Below are 15,036 nucleotides of genomic sequence, written 5' to 3' on the forward strand. Positions count from 1 at the left end.
GGCCCGGGCTACGACAGCAGCGGCCGCAGAAACCGACCGGTCACCGACACCGCAGGTTCCGACGACCCGCCGCCCACCACGAGGGTCGCGAACGCGAGGTCGCCGACGATCCCGGCGAACCATCCGTGCGGATTCGTGTTGTCCCCGTACTCGGCGGTCCCGGTCTTGCCGCCCAACCCGGGCACATCGCGCAGCGCCGTGGCCGTTCCCGAGGTCACCGTCTGCCGCATCATGGAACGCAGATCATCGACGACATCGGGTGCGAGGCGTTCGGTCGGCGTGTCGGAGGTGGTCCGCTGACCGGAGATCAGCTGTGGTGTGACGGTCTCGCCGCGCGCGAGACTCGCCTCGGCGACGGCCAGGCCGAAAGGACTGACCGCCACGGTGCCCTGCCCGATGCCGTTCTCCACCCGGAGGGCAGGGGTGTCGGCGTCGGGCACACGACCCGTGACCGTGGTGATCCCGGGAATCACGTAGTCGACGCCGATGCCGAGTTCTCGAGCCGCCACCGGTAGCGCGTCGGCGGGCAGGCGATTCGCCAGGGCGCCCATCGTGGTGTTGCACGAGTGGGCGAACGCCGACGACAGCGGGATGCTGCCGAGGTCGAAATCGTCCTCGTTCGGGATGGTGCGGCCCTCGATGGTCGCCCGCCCCGGGCACGGCAGCGCGGTCTGGGGGCGAACGGTGCCGCGTGCGAGCCCGGCCGCCGTGGTGACGGTCTTGAACGTCGATCCCGGCGGATACAGCCCCGAAAGGGCGATCGCCCCGGATCGGTCTGCGGCCGGATTCTGGGCGACGGCCACGATCGCGCCCGTCGAGGGTGCGATCGCCACCAGCACCGCCGGTCGGCGTTCGGCATCGACGGCACGTTGCGCCCGGGTCTGGATGTCCCGGTCGAGCCCCGTGCGGACGGGCGGAGTCGGTTGCGGCGAAACCTGTTTCAGCAGGTCTGTCGGTGTACCGTCTGCATCGACGAGACTGACCGACCAGCCCGCGGTTCGCGTGATCGTCTCACGCCACACGTCCTCGAGGCCCGCCATCGCAGGCGAATGCAGCGCTCGGGTGGCGCTCAGCAGGGCTCCCTGGTCGGAGATGGTCACTCCGTCAATGGCTTTGAGTGACCTTTCGACGGCAGCGAGGTCGCGCGAGCGCAAGCGGATCACGGTCTGCACGGCGTCGGTCGACGCGGCGAACTGACGACGGATCCCGGCGCCGGTCATGCCGGGCTCGACTGTGCGGAGTACGGCGGCGACGCGGTCGGCGGAATCGACGTGGTCTCGGTGCAGCCCGATCAGTGACACGGGCTGCCAGGTCATGAGTGGCCGGCCGTTCCGGTCGAGGACCGGGGTCCGATAGTCCATGTCGTCGCTGTACGAGAAGGTCTGCCCGTTGCGCAGGGATGGATGCAGGACATCGGGCTGCCACCGGATGAGCCACGCCGAGTCCTGCTTCTCCAGTGCCGCAGTCGACTGGTATCGCACCGTCCGGTCGTCGCGGATCGTCCAACCGTAGTCGATGGTGCCGGTGACCTTCTTGTCGTCGATCATGCTGCCGGACGCGGTCAGCCGCGCGTGCTCGCCCATCCCGTCGAGCATGGACTGGATCGCCGGACGTGCGGCGCGGGAATCGGTGGTGAGGCCCGCCGCGGCCGCGACGTCACCGCGCGAGAGCGCGTCGGCGAACCCGGTCACCACGTCGTCCGGCGAATCCGACCGCAGGAAGCACCCCGTCGCCGCACCCAGCACCACGACACACACCACCACCAGTCCCACCCAACGACTCATGTCTGCAGCCAACCGTCTGACAACTGCGGGAACAAGGTCGCGACATGCCCGCGGCACATAGCGTTTTGCTATCACCGCAGGTGAGGCGCGGTGTGAATGGCTATGTCGGCAGGCGCAACTCGGTGACGACCGCGCGCGCCACTCGGCCGATGGCCCGATCCACCTCGGGCAGTGACGGATCGGACCGCGCGCTCTTGGTGAACACCGCGATCGCGACGGGATGCTCGCCGGGGAACTCGACGACGCCGATCTCGTTGCGGATTGCGGCCAGCGTGCCTGTCTTGCCGGCCACGGCGACGTGGCGGAACGGGAACCCGGATGCGAGTCGGGAGCGCAACACCTGCGCGCGCATCGTCGCGCGGATGAAGTCGCACGTCTCGGGCACCGCCACGTCATCTCGCCACAGTGCCGCGAGCAGTGAGGTGCAGTCTCGTGGTGTCGACGCACTCGAGTAGGCGGCGTCGTACGCCGACACGTCGGCGTCGACATCCGGATCAGACAGCGCGGCAAAGGCTTCGGCGACCGTGCTGGTCCCCGTCTCACTCTGCAGGCGCGCGTGGAGCTCCCGCATGCCGCCCACGATGCGGGTGTGCGCGAGGCGGAGGTCGGCGAGGTCGGCGAGAACCGTGTCGAGTCCCACGCGGGTGAGGATGACGTCGGCGGCCACGTTGTCCGACACGGTCATCATCGATGTCGCCAGATCCCGCCAGCTCATCCGCACCGGGTCGTGCAGCAGCGCCAGGCCGGTGGCTCCCGACGACCACTCGTCCGGGGCGACCTCGACCTGCTCCGACATGTCGAGCTCACCGCGATCCGACATGCGGCACAGCGAGATCATCAGCGGCAATTTGTACACCGAGGCGAGGACGACAGGGGCGTCCGCGCCCGCGCCGAACGCGTGATCGGGGCGGCCCAGCGACTCCGCGTGCACCCAACCCGCGCAGCCGGCGTCGGCCAGGATGGCCGTCACCTCGCGGGTCAGGCGATCATGAATCGTCCGGTTCATCCCGCGTACCCACTACCGGCGACGTGACTTCGCAGGGCCGACGTGAGTTCGCCGGTGAGCGCGGCATGGTCCGGGCTCCGGTGAATCACCTTGAGCCGCAACGCGGTGACATCGTCGGACATGGTGACACAGCGAACGGATGCCACAGCCGCGAACAGTTCCCGATGCGCGGTCAGCCCGAACGCGGAACCGCCGGTCACTGCCGCGACCAGTTCCGTGTCGGAGGCGATGGGCCGGGCAGCCGAGTCGAGTCCGTGTTCGCGGAGTCCGTCGAGCAGCTGATCGTGGGCCGGCGGATTCCACGCCCGCGGCGGCAGGCACAGTGACAGATCGGCCAGCTGACGAAGGCGCGGCCGGGCAGCGGAGGCGGCGGCGTGGTCGGCGGGGACCACCACCCACCGTGGCAGGCGGACCACCGTACCGGCCGTCAACGTGCCCGTGACGCAGGGATGATCGATGACGGCGACGTCAAGGCTCCCCGCGATCACCTGGGCCACCAGCCCGGATGCGGGTTCGGTGACCATGTCCTGATCGGTGGCCGTTGCGGCGACCTGCGCCGCGCACACCGCGGTGAGCGCGGCGCCCAACTGCGGAACAGCGCCCCAACGCAGGACGTCGGCGCGGTCTGCCAGGCGACGTGCCTCGGCCGTGAGGCGCCGGGCGTCGTCGACCAGAAGTCGGGCGCGCGGGAGGAGTTCGCGCCCGGCCGGCGTCAGATCCGCGCCACGCGAGGTGCGGCGGATCAATGCCACCCCGAGTTCCTTCTCCAGCCTGCGCAAGCCTTGCGAGACCGGCGGCTGCGTCATCTCGAGCCGCGCAGCCGCATCGCCGAAATGTCCCTCTTCGGCGACAGCGACAAAGAAATTCAGGTGCCTGACGAGATCCACGAGGTCAGCATGGCACGACCGGTGGTCAAGAATTCTCCGCCCGCCACGTCACCGTGACCGGCACCTGGTCATCCCATGGCTGCCTCGTGACGAGATCCGCGACATTCACGTAGCCGCGCTCGAACTCGCCGACGGCGGGATCGACCAACCGATACTCCTGGGTCTGTCGATGGATCGGCTGGGCATCGAGCAGGACGATCCGCACCTCACCGGGCTCGAACCGGCACCGGCGTTGCAGCGACTCGATGAGTTGCTCGTTGGAGAGGTGGCCGTCGCCGAAGTTCCATCCCATCGCTGTGCTGCAGATCCGCTCCCCGTCGGTGAGCACGTAGCCGCTCTCGTCGAACGGCGTCATCGCCCGATGCGCCAACGTGAACAGCGCCCGACCGTGACTGTTGAACGAGCGGAACGCATATCCCATGTACAGCGGGATCTGCGCCGCCTCGGGGCTGCCGTAGAACCGTTCGAGTTGTGCTGCGGGCATCGACGCGATCGCGACGATACCGTTCTCGATCTTCGCCGACGCCGACGGCTTGATGCACCAGAGTCCGGTGTCCCAATTGCCTGCGTAGTACCGCATCCCGGGCAGGAAGGACACCTTGCGCGGCATCAGGTTTCCGATGACGACCGTTCCGGCGGACACCACGAACAACAGCACCGGCCAGGGGGACGTCAGGTCGCCGAGCCCGATGTCGGCATGACCGACGAACACCGCGAGCACGCCGAACATCATGAAGACATTCCATTCCAGCGGCACACCCATCGGGATCGACGACAGGATGCCGAAGTGGAAGATGAGCATGATGGTCGCGGCGACGGCCGTCAGCCAACCGCCGCCGGAGAAGAACAGCACGATGGGCACACACATCTCGATGACGGTCGAGAAGTGTGCGATCCACCTCGACCGCCGACCGGGTCGGAGGTCATCGGGGAAGTGCTCGAAGAACTTCCGCTTGACGGCCGGTGAGCGCCAGATCGGGTTGTTCGACATCATCGTGGCGATGACGAAGGGGAAGTGCTTGTTCAGTTTCGACGTCGCCGCACCGACCCAGATGCACAGGAAGATCAACTTGGCGCCGATGATCATGTCGACGCCGGCGAACAGGAACGTCACCGTGAGCGCGCCGTAGACCTCGCCCCGGGCCGCCAGGAAAATCGTCTTGTCGCGCAACGCGAGTACGGCGAGGAGCGCGAGGATCGTCCAGATCTTCCACGTCGGCAGGAGACCGACGGTGGTGTCGAGGGCGGGGATCGCACCGGTTCCGGAACTGAACAGGGCGACCAGGATCATGACGAGGAACGCCGCGTAGAGCAGCGCGTCGAACGGTTGTCGGGTGTCGCCGGCGGTGAGGGGGATGCGCGGCCAGGGTGGTTGGCGAATCGTCTTGGGTCGCAGCCAGTAGAGGATCGAGCCGAGTGGTGGGAAGAACCGGTTGTTCAGCGGCCCGAACCCGCAGCCGAGTCCGACGACCTCGAACAGCATCGTGTAGAGCACGACCTTCTGGAAGACGATCGGCTCGTTGTACCAGGAGGTGACGTCGAAGAAGCCGTCGATGCCGGGCGTGGCGATCACGATGATCCACGCGAGCAGGATGTACAGCAGGATCTTGCCGACGTAGAACAGGTGCAGCGCGACCGGTGTCCCGAAACCCACCTCGGCCCAGTGCCGGGCCATCGGCCGGATCTTCTCCGCCCGCGTGCCCTGACTCCAGGTCGGGAAGTCGATCTCCGGCGTGTTCTGCTTCAGGAATCCCACCGTTGCGAAGCTAGCAAACCAAGCTAGTGCTTGGTAGGGGTTCGGCGTCGCGCAGGACCCGATGCCGGTGGTCCACAACCAGTCTGTGTGAGCCGACAAAATGCGGTTGACCGTCGCAAATACCCGCTTCATCCGTGCTTGGATATCCCGGACGGCGACATTGCTGTCGTGAACCCGCCATTGGCGGTACTCCGGAGGTGTTGAGGTGAAACGTGTGTTCGCGGCAATCGCCGCTCTGTTCGCCCTGTGTCTGATCGTGGCGGGCTGTTCCGGGTCGAGCGACTCTGCGGAGTCCTCGACGACATCGGCGAGCGTGCAGAGCGCCGGCGGTTCTTGGGACGCGGAAGGCAAACCGGTCAACGGTGGTCCGGCGGGTTCGGATGGGTCGACCGGGTCGAACCTGACCAAGGACTACTGCGCCCACAACAAGGATGCGAAGTGCCCGACCGGAAGCTATCTGGGCGCGCACGTCGCCGCGCATGCGAAGAGCGGATCGTGGGATGCCAACGGCAATCCGGTCAACGGTGGTCCCACCGGCGCGGACGGGTCGACCGGCAACAACAAGACCCAGGAGTATTGCGCCCGCAATCAGGATCCCGCCTGCCCCAAGGGCAGTTACGTGGCAGCAAATGCGGTCAAGAATCCTGACGGCAGCCACTCCTATGTGAAGTGCGAGGGCACGGTCTGCACGAATCCCAATCATGGTGGCGGCGAGGGCACCGGCGCCTGGGATGCCGACGGCAAGCCGGTCAACGGCGGCCCGCAGGGCGCCGACGGATCGACCGGCAACAACGTGACGCAGGCCTACTGCGCCCAGAACCAGGATCCGTCGTGCCCGCAGGGCACCTATGTCGCCCCGAACGCGATCCAGAGTCCCGATGGCGCCAACCGCTATGTGCCGTGCGAGGGTTCGATCTGCACCAACCCCAACCACGGCGCCGGCGACGACTCTCCCGCGACCGAGAACGCGCCCGCTCCCGACGACGCCCCGGCAACGACTGACGCACCCGACGGCGGTGACGGCGGCAACTGAGCGCACGTGCGTGTCGGCCGGCGACGTGCAGAGCGGGACGTCGCCGGCCGATGGCATGATTCGCTTCATCAACCACTCGCACTGATCAGGAACCGGAGCGATGACCACAGGTCCTCACCTGACAGCCATGCGCCCGCGCAACCCCGAGGAACCCGGCCGCACCGCGAGCACCTTGGAGCTGTTCTTCGACCTCGTCTTCGTGGTCGCCGTCAGCATCGCGGCCGTCCAACTGCATCACGCGCTGACCGAGAACCACATCGTTGACGGACTCACGTCATATGCGATCGTCTTCTTCGGAATCTGGTGGGCGTGGATGAACTTCACCTGGTTCGCCACGTCATTCGGCAGTGATGACTGGCTCTACCGGGTTCTGACATTCGTGCAGATGGCCGGGGTCCTCGTGCTGGCGGCGGGCGTCGAGCCGGCCTTCGTCGACCGGGATTTCAATCTGCTGGTCTACGGCTACGTCGTCATGCGCGTCGCGATGGTCGCGCAATGGCTCAGAGCGTCGCGTGCGGCCGGTGAACTACGACGGACCACGCAGTTCTATGCAGCCGGCATCGCGGGTGTGCAAGTGCTCTGGTTGCTGTGGCTCCTCATTCCCGCGGGGGTCGTCTCCACGATCGGACTGATCGTCTTGATTGCGGCCGAGCTTGCCGTGCCCGTGATATCCGAGCAATGTGGCACCACCCCGTGGCATCCCCACCACATCACCGAGCGCTACGGACTCTTCACCCTCATCCTGTTGGGAGAGAGTCTTCTCGCGTCGTCGAACGCGATCATCGAGGCGTTGCACAGCGACCAGGAACTCGCGCCGCTCATCTCGATCGCAATCCTCACCTTCATCGCCACGGCCGCACTCTGGTGGATCTACTTCTGGCCGCCGCACCATCGGGCGATCGGCTCACTCGGCCAATCCCTTCGCTACGGATATGTCCACTACTTCGTCTTCGCCGCGGCGGGAGCATTCTCCGCGGGAATCGAGGTCGAGATCGACGCCCTCACCCACCAGGGCGAACTGACCGAGACGCAGGCATCGTTCACCGTGACCATCCCGATCGCTGTGTTCATCCTCGGGATCTGGTGGATTGCCATCCGCGACAACGCCGATCGCGTCCTCAACATCGTCGTCCCGATCGGTGCGCTGCTCGTGCTGCTCGATCCTGTGATCCCCATCCCGTTCGCGCTGACCGCGGTGTTCCTGATCGCCATCGTCGTTGTCCTCGTGGTGCGTCCGCCGCTTCCGGACAGCAACCCGACAACGCCTTTGGATCGCAACGATTTATAGCCTCGGGTAGGTGGGCCCTGCGCCGCGACATCCCGGACCCGCCGTGGGGGTGGGGTTCGCCGGAGTCGACGGGTATGGTGGAGCCGGCTCGGAGCGGTGGCATCCCGTCGCGGTGAGCCGGACGCTGCGTCACACGCGTGGATCGCCGTCGCCCGCGATCAACGCCGACCGCACGTCGGAGTGTGTGTGCGGCAACCACATCGCCTGCACCGGCGCCAATGGTGGGTCGACGAAATCGATGGCCTTGACGGCGCCCCCCTGGATGTCGCCGGCCGGGTCTGTCACGAAAGCGCACGCGTGCGGGTAGCGCTGGACCGCGGTGAACGGCGGTGTGCCCTGGATCGGGTTCACGATCAACGTCGGCTCGAAACCCTTGCGCCGACAATACGACACGAGGAAATCGGTGTAGAACGATCGTCGCTCTAGTGCCCAGACGACGATCGGGGTGTCGGCGAGATCGGCGGCGGTCACCGAGTCCTTCCCGGCGAGTGGATGATCGGCGACGACTGCGATGCGCAACTCGTGGTAGGTGAACACCGCCGACGCGAGGTTTGGTGGTGAATCGACCCCACGACGCAACGCCACGTCGATCTCGTTGGCGAACAACAACTCCCGCAGCTGTCCGGGAAAGACCTGCCGTGCGGTGATCGGCTGATCCGGGTGGGCGGCGATGGCGGGTGTCAGCAGCCGATAGACCTCCTCGCCGGAGATGGCGGGGGAGTGGCCGACGACGAAGGGTTTGGGTGCACCCTGCGCGACCTCTCGCACGGTGCCGATCAGCGCGGCGTTGCCGGCGAGCAACGACTTGGCGCCCGCGTAAAGGGCGCCTCCCGCCTCGGTGAGATGCAACTTGCGACGACTCCGGTCGAAGATCGAGACGCCGATGTCGCGTTCGAGCTGGCGGATCGACGCCGACAACGCCTGCTGGGTGAGGAACAGCCGCTGCGCCGCAGCAGACAGCGTGCCCGACTCCACCGCCACCACGAACTGGTGCAACCGTCGGGTGTCGAGGATCGATGGGTCCGCGTCGGTCATGCCTCTCCTCGCAACCACACATCTCGCAACGACACGTCGATGAACAAGCGCAACTTGTGCTAACACCATACATAGTCGATTGACGTTTGTGAGTAGTGCTCGAAGACTGGAGTCATGACCACGAACGAGCAGAACGCAACCCAGACTCGACTCGACGGCAAGGCCGCGCTCGTTGCCGGCGGGGCCAAGAACCTCGGACGACTCGTCAGCCTCGACCTGGCCGGACGTGGCGCCAACGTATTCGTCCACTACAACAGCGACGCCACCAAGTCCGCTGCCGACGACACCGTCGCCGAACTCAAGGGCTTCGGCGTCGAAGCCGCCTCCTATCAGGCCGATCTGACCACCGCCGCGGCGGTGACCGACCTCTTCGATTCCGCAGCTAGGGAGTTCGGCGGGATCGACATCGCGGTGAACACCGTCGGCAAGGTGCTCCGCAAGCCCATCGTGGAGACCACCGAAGACGAGTACGACTCGATGTTCGCCATCAACTCCAAGGCCGCCTACTTCTTCATCAAGGAGGCGGGCAAGCATCTCGAGGACGGCGGAACGATCATCACCCTCGTCACCAGCTTGCTCGCCGCCTACACCGACGGCTACTCCACCTACGCCGGCGGCAAGAGCCCCGTCGAACACTTCAACCGCGCCGCCTCCAAGGAGTTCGCCGACCGAGACATCACGGTCAACGCCATCGGACCAGGCCCGATGGACACCCCGTTCTTCTATCCTCAGGAGACCCCGGAGCGGGTCGAGTTCCACAAGTCGCAAGCCATGGGTAACCGGCTCACGAAGATCGAGGACATCGCGCCGATCGTCACCTTCCTGTGCACCGACGGACGGTGGATCACCGGGCAGACCCTGCTCGCCAATGGCGGATACACCACCCGCTGACCGAAAGGACCTCACGATGAGCGAGACACCCACTCCCGTCCAGCGCCTCCTCGACGCCGTCAATGCCGGCGACACCCACGCCTTCCTCGCATCGTTCACCGAGGACGGGTTCGTCGACGACTGGGGACGCGTCTTCACCGGCGGCGACGCGATCAAGGGGTGGAGTGACAACGAGTTGATCGGCAAACAAGCCACATTGGCGCCCACGCAGGTGACTGGCGAGGGCGGCGCTGTCACCGTGATCGCCACCGTCGGCGGGAACGGATTCAACGGTCCGTCGACGTTCACGTTCGGTGTTCGTGGGGATCAGGTGAGCGGGATGACGATCCGGGAGTGACGGCTGACCGGTGGGCGCACACGAACCGGCCAATCGTCCCCCTGACGTCGTACCGAGGGACCATTCCGGCGGTGCTCGTTGGGGGACGATTCCGCCACCGCAGCAGAGCACCTTGCGCGCGTCGGGCCCATCGGGTTCGCCGTCGAGCCCTCACACCGCTGACGGCACAATCGAGGGATGACCGTCGACGACCACTGTGGCAGCCGCTCGGATGAGCGCGTCCTCGACAACCCGGCGTACGCCGCGCTCACCGGTCCGCAGGCCCATTTGGCCGAGCGCCGTGGTGACGTGTTGCGTTATCCGTCGGACATGTCGCCGTTCCTCACCATCCCCGAGCATGCGTCTGCTCAGGTCTGGGAGGACGTCGCCGCGCTCGTCGGCGCCGGAGGCGTCGTCCCGCTCGCGGCCATCTCGGTGCAGCCGCCCGATGATTGGGAGGTCGTGATGGACATCCCGGAGTGCAGTTGGTCGACGACGGTGTGCCGGCCGCCCCCGACCCTGACGCGGTCATCCTCACCGCGGACGACGTTCCCGAGATGCTGGATCTGGTCGCACGCACCCAACCAGGGCCCTTCCGCCGACGCACCATCGAACTCGGCACCTACCTCGGACATCGCTGCGACGGAAAGCTCGTCGCCATGGTCGGCGAGCGGATGCACCCGCCGGGATGGACGGAGATCAGTGCCGTCTGCACCGATCCCGCGTACCGTGGGCAGGGACTCGCCACGAGGCTGGTTCTCGCTCTTGCGCACGGTATCCGGGAGCGCGGAGAGGTGCCGTTCATGCACGCAGCCGCCGACAACACGCACGCGATCGAGCTCTACGTCTCGCTCGGGTTCCGTCTTCGGCGGCAGGTCACCTTCGCCGCCGTCCGCGTGCCGGGCTGACCCGCTCAGCTCTCCGAGCGGCTCGCCAGTTCGATCGCCTGTCGAAGTAGCCCACTCATGGCGTCGAAGAGTCGGAACATGTTGTCGTACAGCTCGATCTCGTCGTCGGGCTGACCGGGTCTGTCGGTCGAGGCCGACGCATGCCAGTCCGCAGCGGTCGTCTCGGCAGCCGCCAGGTACTCACGCAGCCGCTCGACTTTGCCGTTGGTCAGATGGACGATCCGGTCCGGGGTGAGCGGGTCGGCCAGATGCATCTCCACCAAGGTCTGTAATCCGACGGGCAGACCGTTGTGGTTGCAGTCGTGCGAGCCCGGGGGACCGGGATTGAGTTGACGGATCATCGATGGACCCGCCTCGTTCAGGAAGTGTCGCCAGTCGGTGAGCGCCGACGACACGATCCGCGGATGGAACACCGCGCAGTCGACGACGCGCTGCGCGTAGACGTGATCATGATTCACGGTGAAGGAGATGTCTTGCCAGACGGCCGAATGCTCGATGATGAACCGGCCGAGCAGTGCGGGGTCGATCAGTCGGTGAGTCAACGTCGTCGTGAAGACGAGCTTCAAGCCCTCGTCTGTCACAAAGATTCGAGATGGCGCAAAATCGATGTGCGGCAACTCGATCAATCCGTCTACGACGGCGACGTCTCGCTGCAAGTCTGTCGACACCACCGTGTACGCGAGATCCAGAAGGCCGTCGGCACAGCACGGAATGATCCCGATCTCGGTGGTCGGCGGTTCGTTGTCCGACTCGGCGTCGGTCGGCGCGTTCACACCGGTCACCGCCGCCAGCGGGCGCGGCGGGCGCTCGTTCGGGACGTCGACGGGCGGCTCGTCGGCAGGTAGGAACGGATCGTGAGTGGTCAGCTGTGACGGCTGGGAGATCCCGCAGGTCTCACGCAGGGTCCGAGTGACCAGAGCGGTGAGATCGTCCAGCGCACTGCGGCCGACGTCGCGGACATAGACCCACTTGCGCGGCAGATATCGCCAGCCCAACTCCTCGAGGGCCTCCCTGCGCTCCCGAATCGTCGCGACGTCGGCGATCGGGAACGCCTGTCCGCCGATGCTGCACCGAACACGACCGGACCCGGTGACCCGGAACTCCATCAGGGAGCGGAACGTCCCGGTGTCGGTCCGGGCGATCTCGACGAACTCGTTGCGCTGCAATCTCGTCAATCGGCCGGCCAACCGCGCCGCATACCCCTCCCAGGAGCCATCGGATGAGGGTTCGAACAGATTGCTGGACATGACAACTCCGATTCTCCGACCGACAGGTCGTGGTGTCGATCGCGGTCGACGACGCCACAGCACGAACCTTAGGCATCTGCGGAGACATCACGACGGTGTCGTCGGAGTTGTCCACAAGTGCCGTCCACCTGTGGAATACAGCGGGTCGATGCGCGGCGATCTCGGGCCACCCGACGGTCCCCGAGAATCTCGACGACCGTGTCCTACTCTTGGTCGAGCGTGCCCAACCCGGACCCGGTCGGCGAGTACTTGGACCCGGTCTGCGCGCGGGTCGGCACCGGCCGATGGCGATTCGCGATCGCGTGGTGGATCACCCCGTTCGCCTGCTCGATGACGTTGCTGAAGCTCGCGGCCCCCGTATCCCGCGCGCGGGCGACGTTCCCGGTGGTCGCGAGCTCGTCGGCGGCGTCATCTGCTGCAGACGTCGCGCCGACCATGAGCATCTCCGGCGCCCGGAACAGCACGGCCGAGCCCACGTCGATGGCGTCGAGAGCAGCTGCTTGCGCGGGGGTGGTCGGCGTCGCGAGTTGCGGAGGGTCGATGACGACGGGCGCGTGGAGTGCGTCGAGAATGCGGGAGCGCGCGGTGTCGAAGGCGCTGCTGACCGCTCCTGGTGCAGAGCCCGACTGCGCGGTGTCGGCGACGCGCAGCATCTCGACGACGGCCACCTCCAGCGCGTTCTGCGCGCGTGGCAGCACCAGGTTCAGGTCGTTGCCGATGATGCCGTTCATCGCTGAGTTGGCCGGGGCTGTCACCGACGCCAAGGCGATGCCGGCGGATCGGTCGACGGAGTGGGTGCGGGCCTGCGCGACGGTGAACACTCCGGGGGCCCGCACGACGGCGACCGGGACGTCGATCACGAAGTCGAGGATGTGCGGACAGATCAGCGAGCAGTAGGTGAACTGATTGGCGACGAAGGCTGCGGCGAGGGCGCCGGGTGGCGGCGGTATCGGCCGCTGGATGGCGGAGTGGTGAACGGTCACAATGGGAGTGGCGCGGGCAGCGGCCGGGACGGCGAGCACTCCGAGCACCGCGACCGAGATCGCGGTCGGTGCGCCGATTCGACGAGACCATGACATCTCCGACCTCCGGTGTCAGTGCGGGCTGGTTCGGTCCGAGTGTGCGCATCCAATGCTGAAGGTTGGCTGAATTGCTGGGAACCCGACGTCAGGAGGAACGCGGGTGTCGTCGGAATCCGGGCCGATGTCGGTCAGGTTCCCGATGATTGGACAGTGAAGCGGACCCGCAAACGACGAGGGATGGGTTTGGCAGAGACCTGGTGCTCAGAAAGACGCTGATTCGCTGCCTATCCAGGACCAACACCGGACTGTCCCAAAGGTTATGTCCGCTACTATAATTCCCACAATCAACTGCTAGACGTCAATGGGAAGCCCGCCGATCGAGGAGTCGTTTGAGTTCTCGAACGGGGTGATCGGCTGACGATCGACCCACGGACGGCGAGCCGCCCTGGCACCGCCGGACATTGTGGGCAGCAACGTTGCCGACGCGACGTACACCGATGATTTCGGCTGGTACATGACGTTCAGCAATGGCGGGAGAATCCATCTGATTCCGGATGGATCGGGGGTACGAGTCCTGGCATGTGACACCTCCTGACGAAGTGGTCATCGTGGGTTGAGCCCATATGCACCCCGCACGGGATCGCGACTCGGACCCGAAGTGCCGATCGGGCAGACCCTCCGATCATCGATCAGCCGCTCGCCCCCACATAGAAGTGGCGTTCGCATGCGCGCAGTAGCCCCACCGAATGAGTGCAGTGGGTCGGAAACCTGCACCGCGCACTAGGGTGACATCGTGAACTGGTCCTTTGAACGCCTCTCGCACGGGCTGTGGCAGCCAGATCTCGTCGGCGGCTACTTCGCCGACCGTGGACTGTGCGGAGCCTCGGGTAACAGCGGACTGCTCCGATTTCATGACGACCACACCGGAACGGTCGCGCAGGAATTCGTCGACATGGCGTTCGGCCCGCGAGGGGTGCGCGCGGAGGTATTCGCCTTCGACTGGCGCGCTACCCAATTCGCGATCAGTCGCAACATCGACATCGACGGAAACCTTGTCGACGACGGGCGGCCGGGCACCATCGTCACCCTGGACCCGTTCGACATGTCGGTGAGTCCGTGGGGCCTGGCCGTCGATACCTTCGAGGCTGCCCTGTCACTGCCGATTGTCGAGCAGTCCCTGAGGCCGGACCTGTTCGACGACTGGCGCAACGCGAAGGACGTTGACAGGCTGACCCTCACTCAGTGTGCGGGCGCGACGGTCCCGGCGTTTTACGGTGGGCAAGCGAGCATCGACAACTTCGCACTGAACGACGTCGAGGTCTACCTCTCATTTGTGGCGCAGGTATGGGCGTTCGGTCAGCAGCACCCGGGTGAGCCGGCGCCGCACTTGCGGACGCAGCGATGACCGACGAGCCGCCGCGCAACAGTTTGGGCGACAAGGACGGCCGCGAGCGTGTTCTCGTGATCGTGCTCGCCCTGGCCGGTGCGGTCTCGACCCTCGCGCTGTCGATGCTGCCGGTGATCGCGGGTGTGCCACACAATCCGGTGTTCGCCGCGCTGATCGGGGCGGTGAACACGATCGGCTATCTCGCGATCATCCTGATCGCCGCGCAGTCGCCGCTGCGCTGGTGGTTGGTCCGGCGGGTGTCGCTGGCGATGATCGGCGCGTCGGTGCTCGCGGCGATCGCGGCCGTGACGATCCTCGACGACAGCTCCGGCGGATCGGGCTTTCTGCTCGCGATGTCGGCGTTGATGGCGGTGGTCATCGTGGCGGTGAGCAACCTCAGGGACTCGTCACCCGGCGAGGAATCCTCGCCACCTCGCGAGCGTTGAACCTCTACGCAAGCAATGCCTTCGGTTGTG

Annotated in this window: 12 protein-coding genes and 2 pseudogenes; 7 read left to right on the top strand and 7 right to left on the bottom strand. The window is 66.2% G+C overall.

Translation table 11 applies throughout. From position 1 onward, the window contains the following. Positions 1–8: 8 nt before the first annotated feature. From D7316_RS18365 to D7316_RS18380, 4 genes are all read right to left on the bottom strand, one after another. Positions 9–1,784: a penicillin-binding transpeptidase domain-containing protein gene (locus D7316_RS18365; protein ID WP_124709536.1), complete on the bottom strand. Its 1,776-nt coding sequence runs from the start codon at positions 1,782–1,784 to the stop codon at positions 9–11. Positions 1,785–1,884: 100 nt separating this feature from the next. After that, positions 1,885–2,790, bottom strand: a complete 906-nt coding sequence (locus tag D7316_RS18370; RefSeq protein WP_124709537.1) for a serine hydrolase — start codon at positions 2,788–2,790, stop codon at positions 1,885–1,887. Beyond that, positions 2,787–3,677: a LysR family transcriptional regulator gene (locus D7316_RS18375; RefSeq protein WP_124709538.1), complete on the bottom strand. Its 891-nt coding sequence runs from the start codon at positions 3,675–3,677 to the stop codon at positions 2,787–2,789. Before D7316_RS18375 ends, D7316_RS18370 begins: the two co-directional genes overlap by 4 nt. A gap of 25 nt (positions 3,678–3,702) precedes the next feature. Next, entirely contained in the window at positions 3,703–5,433 is a 1,731-nt protein-coding gene (locus D7316_RS18380; RefSeq protein ID WP_124709539.1) for a DUF3556 domain-containing protein, read from the bottom strand. A gap of 205 nt (positions 5,434–5,638) precedes the next feature. Between D7316_RS18380 and D7316_RS18385 the strand changes: the two genes are divergently transcribed. Both D7316_RS18385 and D7316_RS18390 read left to right on the top strand, forming a co-directional pair. After that, a complete protein-coding gene (locus D7316_RS18385) occupies positions 5,639–6,466 on the top strand; it encodes a Mesocentin (RefSeq protein WP_232016966.1) in 828 nt (275 codons plus the stop codon). A gap of 100 nt (positions 6,467–6,566) precedes the next feature. Next, entirely contained in the window at positions 6,567–7,754 is a 1,188-nt protein-coding gene (locus tag D7316_RS18390; protein WP_124709540.1) for a low temperature requirement protein A, read from the top strand. An 85-nt stretch (positions 7,755–7,839) separates the two neighbouring features. Here D7316_RS18390 and D7316_RS18395 read toward each other — a convergent pair. Beyond that, positions 7,840–8,789: pseudogene (locus tag D7316_RS18395) on the bottom strand (LysR family transcriptional regulator); the annotation flags it as partial. 114 nt (positions 8,790–8,903) lie between these two features. Between D7316_RS18395 and D7316_RS18400 the strand changes: the two are divergent. The 3 genes and pseudogenes from D7316_RS18400 to D7316_RS18410 all read left to right on the top strand — a co-directional run bounded on the left by D7316_RS18400 (position 8,904) and on the right by D7316_RS18410 (position 10,904). Then, complete coding sequence (locus tag D7316_RS18400; RefSeq protein WP_124709542.1) at positions 8,904–9,680, top strand: SDR family oxidoreductase; 777 nt, start codon at positions 8,904–8,906, stop codon at positions 9,678–9,680. A gap of 16 nt (positions 9,681–9,696) precedes the next feature. Next, positions 9,697–10,017: a nuclear transport factor 2 family protein gene (locus D7316_RS18405; RefSeq protein ID WP_124709543.1), complete on the top strand. Its 321-nt coding sequence runs from the start codon at positions 9,697–9,699 to the stop codon at positions 10,015–10,017. Positions 10,018–10,194: 177 nt separating this feature from the next. Then, positions 10,195–10,904 (top strand): annotated as a pseudogene (locus D7316_RS18410) (GNAT family N-acetyltransferase). A 5-nt stretch (positions 10,905–10,909) separates the two neighbouring features. Here the strand turns inward: D7316_RS18410 and D7316_RS18415 are convergent. Together D7316_RS18415 and D7316_RS18420 are read right to left on the bottom strand one after the other, a co-directional pair. Beyond that, entirely contained in the window at positions 10,910–12,151 is a 1,242-nt protein-coding gene (locus D7316_RS18415) for a TY-Chap domain-containing protein (protein ID WP_124709544.1), read from the bottom strand. Positions 12,152–12,354: 203 nt separating this feature from the next. Next, the gene (locus tag D7316_RS18420) at positions 12,355–13,230 is read right to left on the bottom strand and encodes a hypothetical protein (protein ID WP_124709545.1); all 876 of its coding nucleotides are present in this window, start codon (positions 13,228–13,230) and stop codon (positions 12,355–12,357) included. Positions 13,231–13,966: 736 nt separating this feature from the next. Between D7316_RS18420 and D7316_RS18425 the strand changes: the two genes are divergently transcribed. Together D7316_RS18425 and D7316_RS18430 are read left to right on the top strand one after the other, a co-directional pair. Beyond that, positions 13,967–14,578 (top strand): hypothetical protein, encoded by a 612-nt coding sequence (locus D7316_RS18425; protein WP_232016967.1) that lies wholly within the window; start codon positions 13,967–13,969, stop codon positions 14,576–14,578. Continuing rightward, on the top strand, positions 14,575–15,006 hold the full coding sequence (locus D7316_RS18430; RefSeq protein ID WP_124709547.1) for an MFS transporter: 432 nt from the start codon (positions 14,575–14,577) through the stop codon (positions 15,004–15,006). The genes D7316_RS18425 and D7316_RS18430 overlap by 4 nt, the downstream gene beginning before the upstream one ends. The last annotated feature ends 30 nt before the right edge of the window (positions 15,007–15,036 follow it).

Origin of the sequence: Gordonia insulae (assembly GCF_003855095.1) — a bacterium.
GTDB classification, from domain to species: domain Bacteria; phylum Actinomycetota; class Actinomycetes; order Mycobacteriales; family Mycobacteriaceae; genus Gordonia; species Gordonia insulae.

What these genes read in the sequence shown, in the direction of transcription:
- D7316_RS18365 (WP_124709536.1), bottom strand. Translation starts at nt 1,784, where the DNA reads ATGAGTCGTTGGGTGGGACTGGTGGTGGTGTGTGTCGTGGTGCTGGGT.
- D7316_RS18370 (WP_124709537.1), bottom strand. Translation starts at nt 2,790, where the DNA reads ATGAACCGGACGATTCATGATCGCCTGACCCGCGAGGTGACGGCCATC.
- D7316_RS18390 (WP_124709540.1), top strand. Translation starts at nt 6,567, where the DNA reads ATGACCACAGGTCCTCACCTGACAGCCATGCGCCCGCGCAACCCCGAG.
- D7316_RS18400 (WP_124709542.1), top strand. Translation starts at nt 8,904, where the DNA reads ATGACCACGAACGAGCAGAACGCAACCCAGACTCGACTCGACGGCAAG.
- D7316_RS18405 (WP_124709543.1), top strand. Translation starts at nt 9,697, where the DNA reads ATGAGCGAGACACCCACTCCCGTCCAGCGCCTCCTCGACGCCGTCAAT.
- D7316_RS18415 (WP_124709544.1), bottom strand. Translation starts at nt 12,151, where the DNA reads ATGTCCAGCAATCTGTTCGAACCCTCATCCGATGGCTCCTGGGAGGGG.
- D7316_RS18420 (WP_124709545.1), bottom strand. Translation starts at nt 13,230, where the DNA reads ATGTCATGGTCTCGTCGAATCGGCGCACCGACCGCGATCTCGGTCGCG.
- D7316_RS18430 (WP_124709547.1), top strand. Translation starts at nt 14,575, where the DNA reads ATGACCGACGAGCCGCCGCGCAACAGTTTGGGCGACAAGGACGGCCGC.